Source organism: Enterococcus sp. AAFC-DPL-5146 (genome assembly GCF_058216635.1).
The window spans coordinates 535,951-557,175 of the sequence record NZ_CM177103.1 but is presented as its reverse complement, the minus strand read 5'-3'; the positions used below and the strand labels follow the sequence as shown (position 1 = coordinate 557,175).

At 36.5% G+C, this 21,225-nt stretch carries 22 protein-coding genes; 2 read left to right on the top strand and 20 right to left on the bottom strand.

Annotation, left to right across the window (positions count from 1 at the left end; all coding sequences use genetic code 11):
- Positions 1–13 precede the first annotated feature (13 nt).
- From AC4BB2_RS02505 to AC4BB2_RS02495, 3 genes are all read right to left on the bottom strand, one after another.
- Positions 14–511 carry a PTS sugar transporter subunit IIB gene (locus tag AC4BB2_RS02505; RefSeq protein ID WP_490473878.1) on the bottom strand — a complete coding sequence of 166 codons (498 nt, stop codon included), beginning with the start codon at positions 509–511 and terminating at the stop codon, positions 14–16.
- Positions 512–527: 16 nt separating this feature from the next.
- On the bottom strand, positions 528–935 hold the full coding sequence (locus tag AC4BB2_RS02500; protein ID WP_490473877.1) for a PTS sugar transporter subunit IIA: 408 nt from the start codon (positions 933–935) through the stop codon (positions 528–530).
- A gap of 366 nt (positions 936–1,301) precedes the next feature.
- Positions 1,302–4,109 (bottom strand): sigma 54-interacting transcriptional regulator, encoded by a 2,808-nt coding sequence (locus tag AC4BB2_RS02495; protein ID WP_490473876.1) that lies wholly within the window; start codon positions 4,107–4,109, stop codon positions 1,302–1,304.
- A 165-nt stretch (positions 4,110–4,274) separates the two neighbouring features.
- Here AC4BB2_RS02495 and AC4BB2_RS02490 point away from each other — a divergent pair, with 165 nt between their 5' ends.
- Entirely contained in the window at positions 4,275–4,775 is a 501-nt protein-coding gene (locus tag AC4BB2_RS02490) for a GNAT family N-acetyltransferase (protein WP_490473875.1), read from the top strand.
- Between the two features lie 63 nt (positions 4,776–4,838).
- Here AC4BB2_RS02490 and AC4BB2_RS02485 read toward each other — a convergent pair whose 3' ends face one another.
- From AC4BB2_RS02485 to AC4BB2_RS02460, 6 genes are all read right to left on the bottom strand, one after another.
- The gene (locus AC4BB2_RS02485) at positions 4,839–5,039 is read right to left on the bottom strand and encodes a heavy-metal-associated domain-containing protein (RefSeq protein WP_490473874.1); all 201 of its coding nucleotides are present in this window, start codon (positions 5,037–5,039) and stop codon (positions 4,839–4,841) included.
- Positions 5,040–5,077: 38 nt separating this feature from the next.
- Positions 5,078–5,524: a CopY/TcrY family copper transport repressor gene (locus AC4BB2_RS02480; RefSeq protein ID WP_490473873.1), complete on the bottom strand. Its 447-nt coding sequence runs from the start codon at positions 5,522–5,524 to the stop codon at positions 5,078–5,080.
- 243 nt (positions 5,525–5,767) lie between these two features.
- The gene (locus AC4BB2_RS02475) at positions 5,768–6,286 is read right to left on the bottom strand and encodes a GrdB-related putative oxidoreductase (protein WP_490473872.1); all 519 of its coding nucleotides are present in this window, start codon (positions 6,284–6,286) and stop codon (positions 5,768–5,770) included.
- Between the two features lie 15 nt (positions 6,287–6,301).
- Positions 6,302–7,660 carry a PTS cellobiose transporter subunit IIC gene (celB, locus tag AC4BB2_RS02470; RefSeq protein WP_490473871.1) on the bottom strand — a complete coding sequence of 453 codons (1,359 nt, stop codon included), beginning with the start codon at positions 7,658–7,660 and terminating at the stop codon, positions 6,302–6,304.
- 21 nt (positions 7,661–7,681) lie between these two features.
- Complete coding sequence (locus tag AC4BB2_RS02465; protein ID WP_490473870.1) at positions 7,682–8,011, bottom strand: PTS sugar transporter subunit IIB; 330 nt, start codon at positions 8,009–8,011, stop codon at positions 7,682–7,684.
- Positions 8,012–8,035: 24 nt separating this feature from the next.
- Entirely contained in the window at positions 8,036–8,989 is a 954-nt protein-coding gene (locus tag AC4BB2_RS02460) for a glycosylasparaginase (protein WP_490473869.1), read from the bottom strand.
- A 305-nt stretch (positions 8,990–9,294) separates the two neighbouring features.
- Between AC4BB2_RS02460 and AC4BB2_RS02455 the strand changes: the two genes are divergently transcribed.
- Positions 9,295–9,909 carry a CPBP family glutamic-type intramembrane protease gene (locus AC4BB2_RS02455; protein ID WP_490473868.1) on the top strand — a complete coding sequence of 205 codons (615 nt, stop codon included), beginning with the start codon at positions 9,295–9,297 and terminating at the stop codon, positions 9,907–9,909.
- 69 nt (positions 9,910–9,978) lie between these two features.
- Here the strand turns inward: AC4BB2_RS02455 and AC4BB2_RS02450 are convergent, their stop codons facing one another.
- The 11 genes from AC4BB2_RS02450 to AC4BB2_RS02400 all read right to left on the bottom strand — a co-directional run bounded on the left by AC4BB2_RS02450 (position 9,979) and on the right by AC4BB2_RS02400 (position 21,220).
- On the bottom strand, positions 9,979–11,298 hold the full coding sequence (locus AC4BB2_RS02450) for a Sapep family Mn(2+)-dependent dipeptidase (protein ID WP_490473867.1): 1,320 nt from the start codon (positions 11,296–11,298) through the stop codon (positions 9,979–9,981).
- A gap of 30 nt (positions 11,299–11,328) precedes the next feature.
- Entirely contained in the window at positions 11,329–12,051 is a 723-nt protein-coding gene (locus AC4BB2_RS02445; RefSeq protein ID WP_490473866.1) for a GntR family transcriptional regulator, LSA1692 subfamily, read from the bottom strand.
- Between the two features lie 330 nt (positions 12,052–12,381).
- A complete protein-coding gene (locus AC4BB2_RS02440; protein ID WP_490473865.1) occupies positions 12,382–12,915 on the bottom strand; it encodes a dihydrofolate reductase family protein in 534 nt (177 codons plus the stop codon).
- A 120-nt stretch (positions 12,916–13,035) separates the two neighbouring features.
- Entirely contained in the window at positions 13,036–13,731 is a 696-nt protein-coding gene (locus AC4BB2_RS02435) for a uroporphyrinogen-III synthase (RefSeq protein WP_490473864.1), read from the bottom strand.
- A complete protein-coding gene (gene hemC, locus AC4BB2_RS02430) occupies positions 13,728–14,636 on the bottom strand; it encodes a hydroxymethylbilane synthase (protein ID WP_490473863.1) in 909 nt (302 codons plus the stop codon). The genes AC4BB2_RS02435 and hemC overlap by 4 nt, the downstream gene beginning before the upstream one ends.
- 47 nt (positions 14,637–14,683) lie before the next feature.
- Positions 14,684–15,469 (bottom strand): formate/nitrite transporter family protein, encoded by a 786-nt coding sequence (locus tag AC4BB2_RS02425; RefSeq protein WP_490473862.1) that lies wholly within the window; start codon positions 15,467–15,469, stop codon positions 14,684–14,686.
- Between the two features lie 738 nt (positions 15,470–16,207).
- Positions 16,208–17,188: a uroporphyrinogen-III C-methyltransferase gene (cobA, locus tag AC4BB2_RS02420; protein ID WP_490473861.1), complete on the bottom strand. Its 981-nt coding sequence runs from the start codon at positions 17,186–17,188 to the stop codon at positions 16,208–16,210.
- Positions 17,189–17,190: 2 nt separating this feature from the next.
- The gene (gene nirD / locus AC4BB2_RS02415) at positions 17,191–17,496 is read right to left on the bottom strand and encodes a nitrite reductase small subunit NirD (RefSeq protein ID WP_490473860.1); all 306 of its coding nucleotides are present in this window, start codon (positions 17,494–17,496) and stop codon (positions 17,191–17,193) included.
- A 1-nt stretch (position 17,497) separates the two neighbouring features.
- Positions 17,498–19,900, bottom strand: coding sequence for a nitrite reductase large subunit NirB (nirB, locus tag AC4BB2_RS02410; protein ID WP_490473859.1), 2,403 nt, complete (start codon positions 19,898–19,900; stop codon positions 17,498–17,500).
- Positions 19,901–20,000: 100 nt separating this feature from the next.
- Positions 20,001–20,495, bottom strand: coding sequence for a precorrin-2 dehydrogenase/sirohydrochlorin ferrochelatase family protein (locus AC4BB2_RS02405; RefSeq protein WP_490473858.1), 495 nt, complete (start codon positions 20,493–20,495; stop codon positions 20,001–20,003).
- The gene (locus AC4BB2_RS02400; RefSeq protein ID WP_490473857.1) at positions 20,483–21,220 is read right to left on the bottom strand and encodes a sirohydrochlorin chelatase; all 738 of its coding nucleotides are present in this window, start codon (positions 21,218–21,220) and stop codon (positions 20,483–20,485) included. The genes AC4BB2_RS02405 and AC4BB2_RS02400 overlap by 13 nt, the downstream gene beginning before the upstream one ends.
- Between the last annotated feature and the right edge of the window lie 5 nt (positions 21,221–21,225).

The following is a 21,225-nucleotide window of genomic DNA, read 5'->3' as shown; positions in this document are numbered from 1 at the left end:
TCACTTCCTTTTTTTATAATGAATTATATTTTTCAATCAATTTTTCTATTGCCATTGGATTATCTTCTGGAATTGCTTGAAAGAAGACGTTTAACCCTTTTTCTAGAAAACCATTTAGAACTGTTACATCATTTTCAGACAGATTGATATTTTTCAGTACATTTTTACGTTCTGCTCCACCACCTAAACCGCCAATCTGAATATCATTTTCGATTACATTTGCGTTAACCATCGCTTCTAATGTAGGTAGATCCGGTACTAAGAAAAGTACTTTGGCATTACTTCCAGCAGCATCTTCTGCCCAATATTTTTTAGCCGATTCTACGCCATAGATTTTGACTTCAACTCCTGGAGGTGCTGCCATTACATAGATACTTTGTAAAAACTCATCTTTTTCCAATTCATCACTAACAACAAAAATTTCATCGGCTCCTGATTGTTGTAACCATTTTGTAACTACTTGTCCGTGAATCAAACGACTATCTACTCTTGTTAATACGATTTTTGCCATGTTAATACTCCCCTATCTAATTATTGTTTGTTGGTAGTTGTAATATCTGACAGTTGTCTAATGATGCTTGTAAAATTTCTGCTCCTGCTTGTTCAGTGAATGGTGCGGCTTGTTTCATGACTGCATCTAAAAGCATGGCCGTATTCAATCCTGAAATGGCTAGAATATCGTAATCTCTTGAAAGTCTTAATGCTACATTACTTGTTGTACCACCTTTGATATCTGTTAAAATCAACAATTTATCACTCCATGTAACAGACTTTAATTGACTTTCGACACGTTGGATATACTCTTGTAAATTATCTTCCGGCTGTAAAACTACCTCGTAAATATTTTCTGTTTCCCCAACAATCATTTTGATACTTTTTAACAGTCCTGTTCCCCAACCACCATGGGTCAGTAAAATAATCGGTTCCTTTGACATTTTTCTCATCTCCTTAATATAAAAGTATAACGGGCTCTTTCAGATTCGACTTAAAAATAGGAAATGATGCCTGAGGTGCTGTTCCCTCATTCATCAGTTATCTTTTTTCTAAGAGACTAGCCTACAAAACTAGCTAGCAACCATTCTTCACTACTTCTATCCAACTCTCCTTTTTTTATTTTTTCTTTCGATTAACTATAAAGCAAGTCCCATGCCAATAATCTGTCACAAAATAAAACTGAGTCAAAATGGAAAATTAAATGAATTTATCCAATAATTGCGTAGGTTAATATAAGAGAGGATTCTTCAATAAAAAAAGCCCGAAACACCTTATCTTTAACGGTGTTTCGAGCTTCCCTTCTAGGTTCAATTACCATACAGTAATTCATAAATATATTTTATTTCTAACGGTGAAAATTGGACATTGTACGACACTTCCAAAGGTCTGAAGGCCATTTTTATGACAGATGCTTCATTCGGAATGTCTTTGTACGACACATTATAATCTGATGTGCTGTATTCATTGTTTATCACTAAACGTTCTACTGTACAACAGGTATGGATCAAAAAGCGTAACATGATTTTCTCATCACCAGTTATATTTAATTGTCGGCAAAGATCATCGTATATTTGACTCACTTCTATAGATAACCGTTGTGGATTCAATACCGTAATATGATTGATAATTGCTTTTAAAGATAAACCATGAATATAGCGTTTAGCGATTTTTTCCTTTAAGATTCGATTCTTTTTATCTGTCATATCATACCCAAATAATAATAGTAGGCGTTCTACCCCTTTTTCCGAAAATAATTCTTCTAAAGGAATGAAAGGAATATCTGGAACTTCTGTTTGAAACGTTCCAACAATCCCAACTAGTTTTTCATCTGCTCGAATATGTTGGTGAATGCGTTCAATATCTTGTATCTCACTATTATCTAGTGTTAAGATCCGAATATTTTGCAACACCTCTTCTTGAAAAACGTCAATAATCAATTTTTCAATTTTTAATGCTGTTCCTAATCCTGTCATACAAGAAACAATAAGTACTTTCGAGTCAAAAAAATGACCTTTTTTGCAAACAGATGAAAGGTGCCCTTTTTCATTCAATACCGGAAGTAAATAATCAAAGTCGGTAGATTCATAAATTACCTCTCTAGACACTTCTAGTAAAGATAGTAAATTGATATTTTTGATAAGGAGAACGTCGATACCGAATTCTTCACTGATAAGATTTCCAAAATAAACCAACGATCCAATATCTACTAATAAAATCAAGCGTTTATATTTATTGATTTTAATAATATTCTTGACCTTCTCTAAGGTTTCTTCGACGGTTTGATGAATTGGCATATTAACAGCTTTTAACAGATTGCTTGAAAATAAGACATTAGAATACTCTGCCATGCTAGTGGCAGTCGTTGATCCATGAGCCACCACGATCACGCCGCATTCATCATTGCGTTGATACATACTATCCGCTTGCTTTAGCTTTCTTAAAAGCAAGCCAAAATAAGTGATTTCCGTTTTAGGTAGTTCCACTGAAAAAAGAGTTGAAACTTTTTCTACGATCTTTTGGGAGATATCATAATTTTCAAGTCGACCAAGCATCAGTTGGCTTGAATATAAATAGAAATCATCATTAGGAATTTCCATAAACAATAACGTAGAATAAATATGATTAGACAAAACATCTATCAGATTTTTTTGTATCATAAAACCAGTAAGCTCAGAAATATAATTTGTCAACTCAATGATTCGTTGTTCGAAGGTTTCATCAATTGTGTGTATCCCTTGATTTTTCGTCATTGGTTCAAACAAACGCATATCAAATAATTGATCGATTTTTTTCTGCAAAATAGATGCAACTTCTTTTTGGGGAATATTACTGTTTTTCAAATTGGAAAATTCTTTTAATAGAAAATCATAAAAAGCATCATTGATTTTGTCTCTTTTCATAAAATAATGACTGGCAGACGATTGATTATCCGATTTGATTTTCAAATTTTTTCCATCTAATAACTCTTTTAATGCAATTTGATCTTTCGCATCCTTTTCTAAAGGTTCTTCATTTAGCAACAATGTTTGATTGATAACCAATTCATTGGATTGCTTTTCAATTTGTTTTAAGTATCCTTGTGCGCAGATAAATTGGATTTCGGATTTCATTTCACCTACATTCCCTGCATAGGCTTTAAAAACTAATTGTTCAATTACTTGGTAGGTAACAGTAATATCTTTTTTGATTTTGCGACTTTCGTTTTGAAAAAATTTGATAACCAGTTCGATTTTTTCTTTAATCGGCTTCTCTTTTATTGATGGCAATAACAAAGACACTGGAATTCTGCGTAAAAAAGTTTTTAAAAATGTTTGAGAAAAGTCTTCTGTTGTTGCAAAAATGAAACGAACTTTAACTTCTCTTTTAATATCGGCTTCACCCATTCTGGAAAAATAGCCTTTATCCAACAATGTAAACAATTTTTCCTGACCTTCACTTGGTAACCGATGAACTTCATCTAAAAATAAAAATCCTTGATCAGCATATTCGACTAACCCAGCTTTGTCGTCAATTGCGCCAGTGAAACTTCCTTTTTTATAACCAAAAAGATGAGTTGTCAACAATTCTGGATTGTTAAAATATTCAGAACAATTAAAATAAATAAATGGTATTTCTTCTTCAATAAATGATTCATAATATTGATGCAGTGCTTCTGCCAACATTGTCTTTCCTACACCAGATTCGCCTCCTAGCAAAACATTCAATCCATCGGGCGGATAAAGAACAGCTGCTTTTAATTTTTCGATACTATCTTTTAAACTGCCGTTATAACCAATAATTTCAGAAAATTCTTCTAATTTACTTACTGCAGATAACTTTGGCTCATTTAAAAAGGTTATCAATTCTTCCAATGATTTAAAGGATACATGATCATTGAAGGAACAATCATAGTTTTTTTCTAATTCCTGCTTACTGAAAAAAAGAACAGGTCGACTTTTGACTCTGATTGCTTCTTGCTTAGTCAATAATTTATTCAAATCTTCACTGACAGTATTTCTCGCTAAAGATAATAATTCACTGACTTCTAGAGCTGTAACCCCTTTCATTTCTTTAACAATTAATTGATCTTTCGTTCGCTCAGCGAGAATATTTTTTACTTTTTCAATCCGCTGCATACATAATCACCTCGTTTGTTTACTAAAAAACTATTATACTTGATAGTTTCATAAGTTAACAGAGGTCATTGTTTTTACTAAAAAAGCAGATATTAGGAATTATATTTTGACATATCTCTTCTATGTGATTAAACTATTCTTAATGAATGGGAGTGGACAAAAAAAATGACTGGATTTAATTTAAGAAACTATCAAAAATCTGACGTAGAAGACATTGTTGCTTTATTTAATGGAACGGTTCAATCAATCAATAAAAAGGACTATACACAAGAACAAATCAAACAGTGGGTACAACTTACGCCTGATTATGACAAATGGCATGCAACATTTGAATCTACGTATACAATTGTTGCACAAAACCGAACTAAAATCCTTGGTTTTGGGAATATTTCTGATTCAGGAGAGCTTGATTACTTATATGTAGATAAAGATTGGATAGGCTATGGCGTTGGGAAAATGCTAGCAAAAGAATTGATCGATCATGCATTTAAATCAGGAGCAAAAGAAATTACTGTATATTCATCAATCACAGCAAAACCATTTTTTGAATCTCTTGGATTTGAGCTATTAGAACAAAAAATCAACTATCGCAACGGTGTTCTGCTTATGAACTATTTGATGGTTTTTCGTAAAGAAGAAAAACCCAAAGCTCCGTTTTTTAGATAACAAAAAATAGAGGATGCACCTGAAAACTATTCAGTGTGCTCCTCCATTTTTTATTTACCCAACTTATGCTACCGTAAATTTTGTTTCAGCTAACGATTTTTGTAACTCATCGTTTGATATTTCTCGATTACTATTTACTAACGCAGACTTGTTTTCTAGATTTACCGTTGCTGTTTGAACACCATCAATCGCTTCAAAATTTTCTTTAACGATAGTTACGCAGCCATCACATTTCATTCCATTGATTGTTACTGTTTTTTCCATAGATTAACACTCCTCGTGATTATTTTATTGTTATTGATTTAACTAACTAAATGACACTGACATTGTCCTGGTGTGCAATTACAGGGCACGACTTTAACAGCAGTTTTTCGTTTTTCTTTCAGCAAGTTTTCCAGTTGAGTAATATCATCAAAGCTTAGTAGGCTATTATTAATGATTGACTCAAGAACCCTTCCGACTTTTTTACTACAAACTTTTTCTAGCATTTCTTCTGAAAGAGCTTCGATACTTTTTCGTTCTTCTACTAAAGGAAAATAGGTAAATTTGTTTCCATTACGAGTTGTTCCAAGCATTTCTTTATCAACTAAGCGGCTCAGTAATGTCTTCACTGTAGTACTTTTCCACTCGGTCTTTTCATTAAGGATTTCAGTCACTTCTTTACTCGTTGTTTCCTTAGTCGCCCAAGCAACACGCATGACTTCCCATTCTGCATCAGTGATGTTTAATGCTTTTTTCTTTTCTGTCATAAAAGGTCTCCTTTTCAAGATTTTTACAAACAAGAAAAACTACATACGTAGTCATTTGATAAGTTAATATTAGCTCTTTTTTTTATATTTGTCAAAAGGAAAATTTTCTCTCCCATTTTCTATACTCCCCTATATATGCAAAAAAGACGTAAAAAGCGGCTCTTTTTTACGTCTTTTCCTTACTTATGAGCGTTATTTAGTTAAAAATTGATTTATTTTGAAGGGTTTGATACGTCCAATTTATCAAAAACAAATCGCTTTTTCTAGTGCTTCGGTGTTTTCTCCATGTGCTTTTTTCGCCGTTAACAGTGCCATATTTTTAAATGAATCGTTCAAACCAATACCACCTTTTTTCGGCATTTTAACAATCGGAACCTGATTCATATAAAGCTCTGTTGCGGAGTTTTCAACCGCCATCGCTGCAACAGCAGGAATTTCATATTGATTAAAAGAAATCGCTAATTTAGCTGCCATTTCTCCAAAGTTAGGATACTGCATAGCAGGACCGCAAAGAACGGCATCTGCTTCAAATTTTTTAGCAAATCCTACAAATTTTTTTGTCACTTCTTCTGGATTTTCTAAATAGTACTGATCGCCACAATACAGAGTTGCCACGATTTGTGCATCATTATCTTCAAAGAATGGACTTAACGTTTGACCTGGTCCCATCGCTGACTTCTTACCGCCAGGGGCTAAATGTGCATTTTCATCACTGCCCATTCCAGCCTGTACATGATTTAATACAAGTATAATTCTTTTCATCAAAGAACCTTCTTTCTAAATATCATCAAAATCAAAATCATCGAAATTGATCTCTTCTTCTTCCTGCGTTTCTATCGCCTGTGCCTCTTCACGTAAATATTGATCGTCCATCACTTTGATAAATGGATAATAAATGAACATGCCCAAAATAAACAATAAACCTTGTAAAACAGCTCCTTGCCAGCCACTCACCAAAAATCCTGAGAATATAATGGGTGTGGTCCATGGCAACTGAATACCATTTGTCAAAGGAACTAATCCCCAATTCATTGCAAAATAAGCAATGATAATATTAATCGTCGGCACCAACGCAAAAGGAATTAAAATCAATGGATTCAATACAATCGGCAAACCAAATATAATCGGTTCATTAATTCCAAAAATCCCAGGTACTAAAGATAGCTGTGATAATTTTTTGATGCGTTGGCTTTTACAGAAAATAACCATTACTACGATCAATGAAAGAGTTGAACCAGCACCGCCAAATGTAGCGAACATATCTTGAAACTGTCCTGTAATAATATTAGGGATTTCTTGACCATGTTTGTACGCATCTAAATTTTCAACAGACAATGCTCTTAAAACAGGATTAAAGACTGCTCCAACAACACTGCTTCCGTTGATACCAAAGAACCAGAAAAAATGTAAGAAAACATACGCAATGATCATCGCTCCAAGTGTATTGCCTAATGCTAATAATGGCGTTTGTAAAAAGTCAAAAATAATTGCTTGCAAGTTCCCATAGGAAGTTAAACTGACCAACCAATCTGCAACAAAGAAAATCATGACCACAATAAAACTTGGAATCAAAGCCTCAAAGGATTTCACTACAGTTGGCGGCACACCATCAGGCATTTTGATCGTCCAGCCTTTACTTAAGACCCAAACAAAAATTCGTGTGGAAATCAACGCTACGATCATTCCTAAAAATAATCCGTTAGACCCCATCCATTTTAATGGTAAACTTGCCACTTCAAATAATTGCTCTGTTCCTTCCGGTGTATACTCAGTGTAATAAGGTGTTACGATGAAAAATGACACCAGTGAAATAATCCCCGCTTGCATCGCATCGACTTTAAATTGACGCCCCAAACTGTAAGCAATTCCAACAACCGCCAAAATCGTCATCACATCAAAACTTGCATTAGCAGGAACTGCCATATGCTCCGCCCAATCTGTTCCTAAAATTCCTGACATCCACTGATCCCATTGAGGTAGTGGAAAGTTTGCAATCAAAAGAAAAATCGATCCTACGATTAGTAAAGGAGTGGATAATAAAAAACCGTCACGAATCGCAACAAGATATTTGTTTTCTCCAATGACTTTAGCCATTGGTGTCAAAATGCGTTCCAACCAATCCAAAAATTTTTTCATATAGAGACGCTCCCATCTTCGTTATTTTTTACTCGATTTAATTAATTTTAACGCTTCTTTTAACGCTTTTTCTCCATCCATCATGCCATAAATTTCAGGTGTAATCGCAGCCACTGGAATGCCTTGTGGAGCAAATTGCTCTTTCGTTTTTTCTAGTAAAAAGCGGACTTGAGGACCTAACAAAATGGCAACTGGTTTTTCCTGATCGACTACTTCTTGCGCTCTAGCAACTGGAAATGCAGTAATTTCTAGCGGCATTTGATGTTTGGTCACCACTTCCATCATTTTATTGACCATAATACTTGTAGACATCCCTGCATCACAAAATAAATAAATCTTTTTTTTACTCATGATCATCTCTCCTTCATTGTTTTATTAATCAACAGGTGCTTTGATTCGTTTTTCATAGGCTTCCAGCCACTCTTGTGTGATTGGTTCAATAATCGTTTGATGATTTTCACCCATATTGGCTAGATAAATTGCTGGCTTTTCTCGATCATTTGCTACGCTAAAAGTAAACTCGACATTGGTAGCAACCCCCCATTGCCCTGCATTATTCATCGCAACTAAAGAGAATGCTCCAGCTTTGCCATAACGTTTGGTCAACTTATCATGAAATGTATAAACTGCTTGATCGCAAGCTTCTTGTGGTGTCTTCCCCTCGCCCATCAGACGAACAATTTCATAAGCCAAACATCCTTTCATCAAATCTTCCCCTAATCCTGTAGCTGATGCTCCGCCAATTTCACTATCCACATAAAAACCTGAACCAGATAATGGCGAATCGCCTACGCGTCCTGGCTTTTTCATAAACAAACCAGAACTAGAAGTTCCTGCCGCCATACTGCCTTTTGTATCAAGAGAAATTGCGCCGATCGTATCATGTCCATCATATGGACTTAAATTACTTTTAGCGATTTCTTCTACTCGTTTTTCCCAGATTCGATGAGCTCTTTGGGTCAACATGTTTTTCCGCTCAAATCCATTGAGCATAGCATATTTTGTTGCACCATCCCCAACTCTAAAACTGTTAAATTTTTCATCACTTAATTTTCTAGCAACAGAGATTGGATTTTTCGTATCTGTGATTCCAGCAACAGCACCAATTTTAAATGTATCACCATCCATAAAAGCAGCATCCATTTCTAAGATACCTTCAGCATTGGGCAACCCACCGAACCCAACAGATTTATAGTACGGATAATCCTCAACAGTTTGAATAGTTGCTTCAATTGCATCTTTTGCTTGACCATTGTTTTTCAGTGATTCACTCGCTTGGACGACACCGTCGTGTGCCATTCGCCAAGTAGCGATTATTCCCCATGACAATTGTATCCCCTCCTTCAAAATAGCGTTTTCAATATTTGATACTTGCATTATACACGATATATACATTTTAGTATATACTGAAATTCGTCATTCAAAAAATAAGAAACTGAGGCCTAACTCTGCGAGTTATATCCTAGTCTTATGGAATCCAGATAAACCGTGGAATCAAAAGGAATTGTTGGTTTAGTAAGCACATCTTTTCCCTAAATTTCTTATGGAAAGTATACTTAATAAAAGCAGCTTCAACTGTTTATTCTTTTTGATTTAAGAAATATAGGTATTGAAATGTAGTAGGAGGAATTTATATGAATACAGAAGAAACATTACACAGCTCATCTATAAAACTTTTTGGCGGAGCCTTATTGATGATTATCGGATTTTGGGCATTGATGACTTTTTCTTGGGCTTGGTGGGGTCTTTTTGTTGGCGGTGCGCTTGCTTGGATGTTAGCGTTTGGAAAAGAGAGTAAATCTGCATTTCGTGCACCACGTAAGTTGTGGGTAATACCTGTGGCTGTCCTCAGTTATTTTGTTATTGGATTACTTATTGGATTGCTTTCAAAAACTTTAGGCTTCAACTGGGCAGCAAATCCTGCTTCTGGTCATTTAGGCGCGATTATTCTCATGTTGCCTTTTATGTTGATGGGTGAAGAATTATTAGGAATTGGTATACTAGAAGCAGCGCAAAGTAAAGGTCTTTCTCTTATTGTCAGTACGTTACTAAGCGCACTTGTTTTTGGTCTGATGCACATTCCTGCTTATTGGGATGGCTCTTGGTTCTCTACAGTAGCACATGTCTTACTTTTACAAGGTGTTGCCCGTTTAATTTTGAATATCGCTTACTTAAAAATGGGTAAGAGTATTTGGGGATCTTGGATTGCTCACGTACTGATTGATTTGCTTGCTTTATCTGTCATGTAATCAATCTATAAAACAAAAGTATCCAGCTTCCTATCGTTTTAAAGGAGGTTGGATACTTTTTTATAGCGTTTATTTTTTTTCGGCTAGTGTGTAAAGTGCTAAAGTATAAATTTCAAGATTGAGCAGTAAATCGTTTAAATCCATGTATTCATTTTTATTATGAGCGATTCCTTTTTGCCCTGGAAATGAAGGCCCGAAAGCAACGATGTTCGGCATTGTTCTAGCATAAGTTGCACCAGTCGTTGTAACAGGTGTTCCATCAAGTCCAGTAACTTTTTCATAAACATCCGCTAAAGCTAGAACATTCGGGTCATCTTTTGGAAAGTTGGTTCCTTTCATGCTTCTTACGATGACGACTTCCGTATTTTCCACTACTATAGCTTTGACGCGCTCAATGATCTCTTCTTCTTGGAAGGTGACAGGATAGCGAATCGCAATGGATAGTGAGATTCCCTCTGCTTTCTTATGCAATTCATATGGTGTGAGTATTAACTTACCTGAATCCTCATCAGCCAATGCCAAATTAAATCCTTGCCCGAAATGTAACTCATGTAAACTATCAAAAACCCAATTAAAATATTTTTTAAGTGGTTCTGCTAAACTTGCTTCATTCATCAGTTTTTCAGCTAATAAGGTAATCGCATTTTCACCTAATTCTGGTGCATTCGTTGGTGCGCGCTTTCCTGTCACTTCAATTCGTTTTCCAGACTCTAGTTCAACGGTTAATTCGTCGGGGACATGATCTTTGGCTTGGTCGCCTTCAATTGAACCAAAGGTGGATAAATCGGCTTCAGAGAACGGAGTGATTAGTTCAATATTAACGATTCCCCGCTCACCATAAACGACTGGATACTTACAGTCGGGTGTAAAACCAAACGTCGGTGGCTGTTCTTCTGCCAAATAATAAGGTAGATCAGCGGAACCACTTTCTTCATCCGTTCCAAAAATAATCCGAATCGTTTTTTCCAAAGAAACGTCTAATTCTTTCAATAATTTCAATCCATACAAACAAGCGAAAGCGGGGCCTTTATTGTCTAAAACCCCTCTACCGAACAAACGACCATTTTTTTCACTTAAATGAAATGGCGGAAAATCCCAGCCTTTACCTGCCGCAACCACATCCAAATGTCCAACAACCCCGATATATTCCTTTTCATTCCCATATTGCGCAAAACCAACTGCATCTTGAACCACTCTCGTTTTAAACCCATAACTTTCAGCTAAAGACAACGTCGTTTCTAAGGCTCGCCTTGGTTCTTTCCCGAAAGGTGCCCCCACTTCAGCTTGTCCTTTCACACTAGGTACTTCCATAATTTTATTTAAATCATTTAAAAAATGGTGTTGATTTTTTTGGATTGCTTCTTGAATACGCGTTCTGATTGTTTCCATTTTCTTCACCTGACTTTTTTAGTTTTAATGCTAAGTTGTCGTGCGATGGAGTGTGTTTTTAAAGGTGTAACGATCCGCACGATAATATGATGTATCGTATAAAATCGGTGTGGCAGTAACAGAATAAGTGATTGAATGAACCATCAACAGCGGCTCACCTGCTTCAACTTTTAGCAAGGGACTCAGTTCTTTTGTCACCAATATAGCTTCGACTTCTTGATGAGAATAAGCAATCTCAATTTGTTTTTCGATCAATGTAAAAAGGGATCCTTCTAATTGTTTTTCTGTGACTTCCGGCAAATAAATCGAGCGGATAAATAAATCTTCTACTGTCATTGGTTCATTGTCATATGAGCGTAAACGAACTAGGTGATAAACGTCTTCTTGATCCTCTAGTTGCAAGGCTGTTGCCACTTCATCTGGTATATCAATCGCTGGTTTAAAACTAATTACTTCCGTTTTTGATGTTTTTCCATAAGTTTTAGCAGCTTCTGTAAACCCTTGTAGTCCAGCACGTCCACTTTGGATTTTTTGCTGGGTCATTACATAGGTTCCTTTTCCTTTTTGTTTTACTAAAATATTTCTAGAAATAAGCTCATCGATGGCTTTTCTCACCGTTAAACGACTAACACCAAACTCCTTAGCTAAATCATACTCAGAAGGTAGACGTTGTGAACTAATGTAAAGACCTTTATCGATTTTTTCTTGGATTTGTTTCGCTACTTCCTGAAAGACACTTTGTTTTTTCGCCATTTTTATTCTCCTATCTAATCTTATCCTTAGCTTAATTATAATCGAAAGTTGTTTCAAGAACTATCATCACAAGAATTTACTATTCATAAAAAAACAGTATTTATTGAAACGCCGGTTGCAATACTGACAAATGCGCCTTTCACATCGTCTACCACAACGATAATAATAATGCATATGCTAGCGCTATCAATAGTTTGTACACCACTAACTTCTTGGTTGTAAAAATCTCCTTTCCCATCTATTTTTCTTCATTATACTAAGTATATACTTTTTTGTATATACCAAAAAAAGAAGTGCAAACCGAATAAAACCGATTCACACTACTTTCACTTATTTATTTGAATACGTTGTATACACCATATCATTTTTCACATACACTTGATCTACTTTTAAATTTACAGGTCCATTGAATTCGTTAAATAAACGGATTCCTTTACCTAAAATTGTCGGTATTGTTGTAAGAATATACGTATCGATCAACTTTGCTTCGACTAGTGGAGCGATAATACTTGCGCCGCCAACAACCCAAATTGCTGCTCCGTCTTGTTTTTTTAGTTCTTGAATCAATTCCACAGGACCTTGACTGGTAAAGAACAATTTTTCAGTATTTTCCTCTGGGTGACTAGTGATAATATACGATGATTGCTCCTCATAAGGATATTGATCCGGTGCTAACTCATTTACCACTTGGTCATATGTTGTACGTCCCATCACAACCGTATCGATTTTTTTCATCAATTCTTGATAGCTAGTATCCTCTTCGACTAATTCAATTCCACCGCCTAAAAAGTCAATACTACCATCTGTTTCTGCGATATAACCATCAACACTTGCAGCAATGTATAAAATTACTTCTCTACTCATAAAAAAACCTCCTCAAGCTTTAGAAAGATAGATACTCTGAACTATTCATTGTACTAGTTTTATCCTTTTCGTCAACTACTTTGTCACTATAAAAGGATAGCTAAAAAGAACTTACTCTTTTTAGCTATCCTTTTCTTTAATCATTACTTCATATCCATTACTTGTAATTGCCTGCTTGGTGGTTTCGCCAAGACAATATAATTTTGGCATTTCATTTAAACCAGTCTCAATGAAGATAGCTAAAAATCGCTCCCATAAGGAAGGACTCGCTAGATAAACTGCTTCGATTTTTTTATCTAGTAAATTATTTTTTAATTGTCGTCTACTTTCTTCCAATAAAAAATTATCATAAAGAATCGGTGTGAATAAACAGTGACCTGTTTGTACTAAGTCCGCCTCTCCAGTATTATCTGCTAAATTACTTTTAGGATAAAAAATAGTTGTTGCAGTTGGGTACGTTTTAGCCCAAGTTTTAAACAAGCTTGCTTTCGTTGGATTAGGTGAGAGAAAATCAACTTTTATCCCATTTCTTAAAAGAATGGCTGCTGTTTTTTCTCCAATAACGGCAAATTTTTTTGTTTCCAACGTAATATATCGTTTATCTGTCTTTACTTGCTGAAAAAAGAATTCAGCGGCATGCTGGCTTGTTAAAAATACCCATTCACTTTTTGCTAACATTGTTTCAAATGCCTGCCCTAATTCCCGCTTTTTTAACGCCAGTAAAGGAATCTCAATTGACTCAAAACCTTTTCTTTGAAAATACAAACGATCGTCATGATTGTCTTCTCTTAAGCGAGTTAAAAGAACTTTTTTCATAGCGTTTCCTGACTCATTACGTTTAGTAAGTTTTTGGCTATTTTCTCGCCGATACCTTCTAAATCTTGAACAATCACTGTTTCTGTGAACGATTGCTGTAATTCTTTATCCCCTAAAAATCCAGAAAAACGATACTTTCCTTGCTCTTGACAGGCAAACGCACCAATTGGGATATCACAATTTCCATTTAACATCGCCAAAAAAGCACGTTCTTCTGTAACCAGTTTTCTTGTCAATAAATGATCGATTGGTTTTAGAAATTCATTCATCTCCTGATCTTGACTACGGCACTCCACAGCTAAAGCACCTTGACCTACTGCAGGAATGCATTGCTCGCTTGTCAAAACAACATAAGGATGAGTAGGCGCATCAAACCAATTCAACCGCTTTAATCCAGCAACTGCCAGAACAATCCCATCTAACCCTTGTTCTTCCATCCGTTTCAAACGAGTGCCGACATTTCCACGAATTGATTCAACTTGAAGATCCTCTCGCAAGTTTTTCATATGAAATTCCCGACGTAAACTGCTGGTTCCAATCCTTGCACCAATCGGCAAGGCTTCTAGAGCAGTCACTTCTCTGAAAATCAGGCAATCAGCCGGATCACTTCTCTCCGGTATCGCAGCCAATGTCAATCCGTCTGCGACTTTAGCTGGCATATCTTTTAGACTATGTACGGCAAAATCGATTGAACCTGCTAATAAAGCCTGTTCCACTTCATTGATAAACAAACCCTTTCCACCAATTTTTGATAAACTAACGGAAAGCATCTGATCCCCTTTAGTGGTCATCGGTACGATTTCAATTGAAAAATCACCGTGAACTTCTTTCAGTAAATTTAAAACAATTGTTGTTTGTTTCATTGCTAAAGGACTATTTCTGGTGCCGACACGGACGGTTTTCATTCACGTTACTTCCTTTTTCTTTTCTTATCTTCTAATCATACTAGATTTTATTTTTTTGACAACTGACCAGTGCCCACTTTATAGGCCAAGAAATAAAGTCCTGCTACAAAAAAGCCCCCGCCAATGATATTTCCCAGATACACACTAACCATGTTTTGCCCAAAAGCAGACCACGTGTTGCCTCCTAAAAGAATCCCCATCGGAATCAAAAACATATTCGCTACTACGTGTTGAAACCCGCAAATCACAAATCCCATGATCGGCAAGAAAATCCCGACGATTTTACCAATAAAATCCTTCGCTGCAAAATTTAAATAAACAGCTGTGCTAACTAAGAAATTACACGCAATCCCTGAAAGAAAGCCTTGTAAAAAAGTATCTTTGGTTCTACCAAGGGAAACCTGAATCGCACGTTCAGCAAAATCACCTTGTAACGCGCCGCTTAAATAACCAAAGAAATAGGCAACAAATAAAGAACCGATCAAATTAAAAAGTGTCACGATCACAATATTTCTCAGCCATTGCCTCCCACTGATTTTTCTAGCAAACAATGCCATAGAAACAACCATCATATTACCAGTAACTAGTTCTCCACCAGCTAATAACAAACAAATCAATCCAAATGGAAAGACTGCCGCACCGATCACATTAACAAGTGATCCCCATTCTTTAGGCATCGTCCCCATTGCCCGAATCATGGCAATCCCTGCAACAGCTATAAAAACACCTGCTAAAAATCCTAATACTGCTAAGGTCAAAAAACTAGCCCGAGCTTTTTGAATCCCCTTTTCAATTGTAACATCGACTATTTCTGGTGGTTGAAGTGAGTCCATATTTTACCTCCTTAATTTAAAAGCGTAGTGGGCTCGTTTAGTCTCGACAGAAAAATAGGAAAAATTGACTGTGATGCTCTTTATCACATTTAATTTTTATCTTTTTTCCGAGAGACTAGCCCACGAAGCTAGATAGACTTAAAAGCTGAATGGGCTCGTTCAATCCTGACAGAAAAATAGGAAATTATGACTGAGGCGTTCTTTGCCTTATTCATAATTTATCTTTTTTCCGAAGGATTAGCCCACGAAGCTAGATAGACTTAAAAGCGTAATGGGCTCGTTTAGTCTCGACAGAAAAATAGGAAAAATTAACTGTGATGCTCTTTGTCACATTTAATTTTTATCTTTTTTCCGAGAGACTAGCCCACGAAGCTAGATAGATTTAAAAGCTGAATGGGCTCGTTTAATCCTGACAGAAAAATAGGAAATTATGACTGAGGCGTTCTTTGCCTTATTCATAATTTATCTTTTTCCCGAGAGACTAGCCCATGAAGCTAGATAGATTTAAAAGCGTAATGGGCTCGTTCAGTCTCGACAGAAAAATAGGAAAAATTAACTGTGATGCTCTTTGTCACATTTAATTTTTATCTTTTTTCCGAGAGACTAGCCCACGAAGCTAGATAGATTTAAAAGCTGAATGGGCTCGTTCAATCCTGACAGAAAAATAGGAAATTATGACTAAGGCGTTCTTTGCCTTATTTATAATTTATCTTTTTTCCGAAGGATTAGCCCATGAAGCTAGATAAATCGCTTATTCAAAACATCCTCTTGTTTTTTATACATCGTCGTCAATTCTGAATTCAAATACACTACCTCATCAAAATAGTGATCACTTAGATATTGCTGATGCACCTCATCAAAACGCTGATCACGATCTTTGCCAACTTGGATCGCATAAACATCTGCTCCTTGCTGAGTATAAGTCAGAATCGTTTCAAACTTGATTTTTTCTGTATCAATCAATAAAATTTTATGTCCAAACAAAGGCAATTGTTCAAACCAATCAGTCCCCTTACGACACGTTGCAACTTCACCAAGAATGATCAACGAAGGATTTTGAATGTTATGTTCTTCGATTACTTCGACCATTGTTTGAATCATGGCTGTGATTGTTCGTTGGCGACCTATGCTTGCCCATTCAACGATTACAACGGGTAGTTCTTTTGAAACACCTTGCTCCAATAGTATTTTTTGAGTACTAGCAGCTTGTTCTATTCCCATGTATAAACACATCGTGCCCTTTTCCGTCAACCCTTTAAAATCGATTGTTTCACCTACTTGGCGATGAGCAGTTGCCAAAGTAACTTTACTACTATGCTCACGATGCGTTAGTGGAATACCGCTGTAACTGCTAGCAGCTGATGCAGCGGTGACCCCTGGCACAATTTCGTAGGGGATCTGTCCCTGTTGAAGTGTTGCGATCTCTTCTCCTACACGACCAAAAATACCAGGATCTCCGCCTTTTAAACGGACAACGATTTGTTCTTTTTGCCCTTCCTCTAATAATAATTGGTTGATGTTCTTTTGCTTTAACACATGATTTTTTGGATATTTCCCACTATAAATAAAACGCGCTGAATCTTTCGCTAAATATAATAAAACTGGATGAACCAGCCGATCATAAATAATGACATCAGCTGATTCCAGCACTCTTTTTCCTTTTAGTGTCAATAGTTCTGGATCCCCTGAACCAGCACCAACAAAATAGACTTTTCCCATTGCTACACCATGACATAAACGCGGTCATCTTCGACGATTGTTTCATATGCACGAACACAACCTTCATCTGGCTCTTGAACTTGTCCATCATTCAAATTGATTTTATAATCATGCAACGGACAAAAAACATATTCACCTGAAACAGTTCCTTCAGCTAATGGGCCTTGTTTATGCGGACAAACATTTTCAATCGCTTTGACACGATTATCACTCAAACGGAAAACAGCGATTTTCTGTTTTCCAATGATAACTTCTTTGCCCATTCTCGGCGCTAACTCATCTAATTGCCCAACAAAAATTTTTTCCATTTTAGACTCTCCCCACTGTGTATAATTCTTGGCGTGTTTTATTATCTTCTAACACTTCATTCCACGGATTTCCTCGACGCCCAGCAACAGCTTCATCTAACGCCGTCAATAACACGCGGCGTTTTTCTGGATCTAATAAAACTTCCTTCACGACATCAAACCCCATACGTTCGATCCATGGCGCAGTCCGTTCAGCGTAAATCCCTGTCTCACGGTAGTATTGCAACATTGCACCGCAAATCTCGATGACTTCTTGTTCTGTTTCAACGGTTGTTAATAAAACAGCTTCTTTCACTTCCGTTCCGCCATTTCCGCCAATATAAATTTGGAACCCATTTTCTACACCGATGATTCCGAAATCCTTCACACCACTTTCCACACAACTTCTTGGACAAGCAGAAACACCCATTTTGAATTTATGCGGTGTATCGATAAATTCGTAACGCTGTTCTAATTTAATACCAAGTCCCATTGAATCTTGTGTACCAAAACGGCAGAAGTTCGCACCAACACATGTTTTGACAGAACGAACGGCTTTAGCATACGCACCTGCTGATTTCATGTCTAGTTCTTCCCAGATTTTAGGCAAGTCTTCTTTTTTCACTCCGTATAACCCGATACGTTGACTCCCTGTCACTTTGACCATTGGTACATCATATTTTTCGGCAACTTTAGCAATCAGTAGCAACTGCTGCGGATTTGTTTTCCCACCGCGCATTCTTGGAATCACCGAAAACGTCCCATCATTTTGGATATTCGCATATAAGCGTTCATTGACATAGCGGGATTCTTTTTCATCCGTGTGTTCTTTAGGCCAAGCAACATTTAGATAGAAATTGACAGCTGGACGGCATTTAGGACAGCCTTCTGAATTACTAAAGTTTAATTCACGATACACTTCTTCTGAGGAGGTTAGCTTTTTCGCATAGATTTGCGTTACGATTTGATCCCTCGTTAAATCAGTACACGCACAAATTCCTGTTGGCGCAGAAACCACTTCACCGCCTAAGGTATACGCTAAAACATCGCCGATCACTGATTTACATTTCCCACAAGAACCACCTGCTTTTGTGTGTTTGGTTACATCAGCCACAGAGGTCAATTCTTTTTCGTTGATGGCAGTCATGATCGTCGCTTTGTCGATTCCATTACAGCCACAAATCACTTCATCATCTGGCCATTCACTGACATCAGCACTAGCTTCTTCACCAACCATATGAAGTAAAGAAACTGGTGTATACTCTTCAATACTTTCATTTTTTTTCAAAATATTATAATAGCGATTCCCTTCACTCGTGTCACCGTAAAGGACAACACCAATCACTTGATTGTCTCTAACAAAGATTTTTTTATAGGTGTAATTGATTCCATCAAAAGCTTCGATACTGTTGATACCCTCTGTCTCTTTGATGTTTCCAGCTGAATATAAATCACAGCCCGACACTTTTAAAGAAGTAAATGTGGTACTGCCTTGATAAGGTTTGGTTTCTTTTTCCGTCAAAACATCTGCCAGAATTTTTCCTTGTTCAAATAGTGGCGCAACCAAACCATAAACATTCCCATCATGTTCTGCACATTCGCCCACTGCAAAAACATCTGGAACGTTGGTTTTCATAAAGTCATCAACAACAATGCCACGGTTCACTTCGATATTTGCGGCTTTTGCCAACTTAGTTTCTGAGCGTATTCCGATCGACATCACGACCAGATCTGTCTCAATTGTCGTGCCATCACTAAAAGCTAAACCTGTTACGCGGGTTTTTCCAAGAATTTTTTGTGTTGCTTTTTCCATCAAGAATTTTAATCCTTGTTTTTCTAAATCCGCCTGCAGCATTTTCCCTGCTTTTTCATCCAATTGCGTTTCCATTAGCCATTTTTCTAAGTGAACAACCGTTACGTCCATCCCTTGATCAAGCAAGCCTTTTGCTGCTTCTAAACCAAGTAAACCACCGCCGATCACTACTGCTTTTTGGTATTTTTGAGCCGTTTCAAGCATATTTTCTGTATCATCAATCGTTCTAAAACCAACAACACCTTCTAATTGAAAGCCTTCAAAGGGTAAGATAAATGCTCTGGAACCTGTTGCTAGAATACATTTATCGTAGGAGATTTCTTTACCTGATTTTGTAGTGATTTTTTTATTTTCTGTATCCATTTTTTCTGCTGGATCGTGATTAATTAGTTCAATTTGATTTTCTTCATACCATTCTAGTGGGTTCGTGATGATTTCTGAAACGGTCATTTTCTTTTGTAAGACATTACTCAACATGATTCGGTTGTAATTTGGGTATTTTTCTTCTCCGATAATCGTGATTTGATAGCGTTCAGGATCACGATCTAAGATTTCTTCAATCGTACGAACACCAGCCATTCCATTACCAATTAAAACAAGCTTTTCTTTCATTTTATGTAAACTCTCCTTTGTGATTTTTTGAGCAATCCTATTGATTCTTTGTCTTTTTTAGAATAGCAAGAAAGAAAGGCTGTGACTATTAGGGAATTACCTAATAGTCACAGCCTTTTTCAACAATCGTATGATTTTTCTTTTGATCTTCTCCTAATGTGGAATCGTTACTCAATAGATTCATTAACGCTAATTTCTTTTCCTTAGTCGCAGCAGGATTTTTTCCATAAGATGAAAGTGCAATCAAGTAATCTTCTTGCTCGATCGTACTCATATTATAAAAATCACTATTCTCTTTTTGGCTACAATCATTGACCCATTGATACTTAGTAGCATCATTGACGATTTTTTGGTTAACTATTTTAGAATCCGTACAGGCAAAAATAAGTTGTGCTTCTTGAATATATTCAGCTTCATAGGTAGCTGTAATTCGTTCGACTCCATCTAACTCAGTGAATTCAGGTAAAAAATCTGGTGCAACGACGGTTACTTGACCTTTCCCTTTTAAAAGTCCGAGCGTTTTCCGTAGTGCGATTTTCCCACCGCCGACAATGACGATTTTCTTTCCCGTTAAATCAAGCATTACTGGATACATTGGATAGCCTCATTCACAATTTCTTCTAAGTCTGTTAAGATTCGTGGGTCAAATTCCAGTGTCCGAGTAATGATAAACTCTGTTGTTGGGAAGACTTCGGCTAATTTATTTTTCATGATTGTAATCAAATGTCCATCGAATAAAAAGAACGGCACGATCACTATTTTTTGATGTTCCGATACTTGCTTTTTGATATCTGACAAATAATCTTCTTGCCCTTTTAAACTTGTGGGAATAATTGAGAAGCCCACTTGTTGTTGAATTTCTTTTGCAATTTCAGTTAAAACGTTTTGTGGTACATCCGTTTGTTTTGTTCCATGAGCCACTAAAATCCCCACTAATTGCTCGTCAGGATAAGAAGCGGCTACTTCTTGGAATCGTTCCAACAATACTTGGCGGCTACCTTTTTTACTACCGAATGTTTCTGTTTGGATAAATTCAATTTCTGGGTGGTTGCTTTTGACTTGTTCAAGTTCAGCTGGGATATCAACTAAAGCGTGCTTCGCTGCAAATAATAATACAGGAACAACTATCACTTTCGTTGCACCGTTTTTGATCATGTGTTCAGCAACACTTGGAATCGTATCTGGATGATTTTCTAGAAATGCCGTTGCTTGGTACAAACTGGGATCCAGTCTTTTTTCTAGTTGTTGAATAAAAGCCCTCGCCGCCTGATTTTTTTCGTTTTTTTGACTACCGTGAAACACATACAGAATACCAATCATTTTAC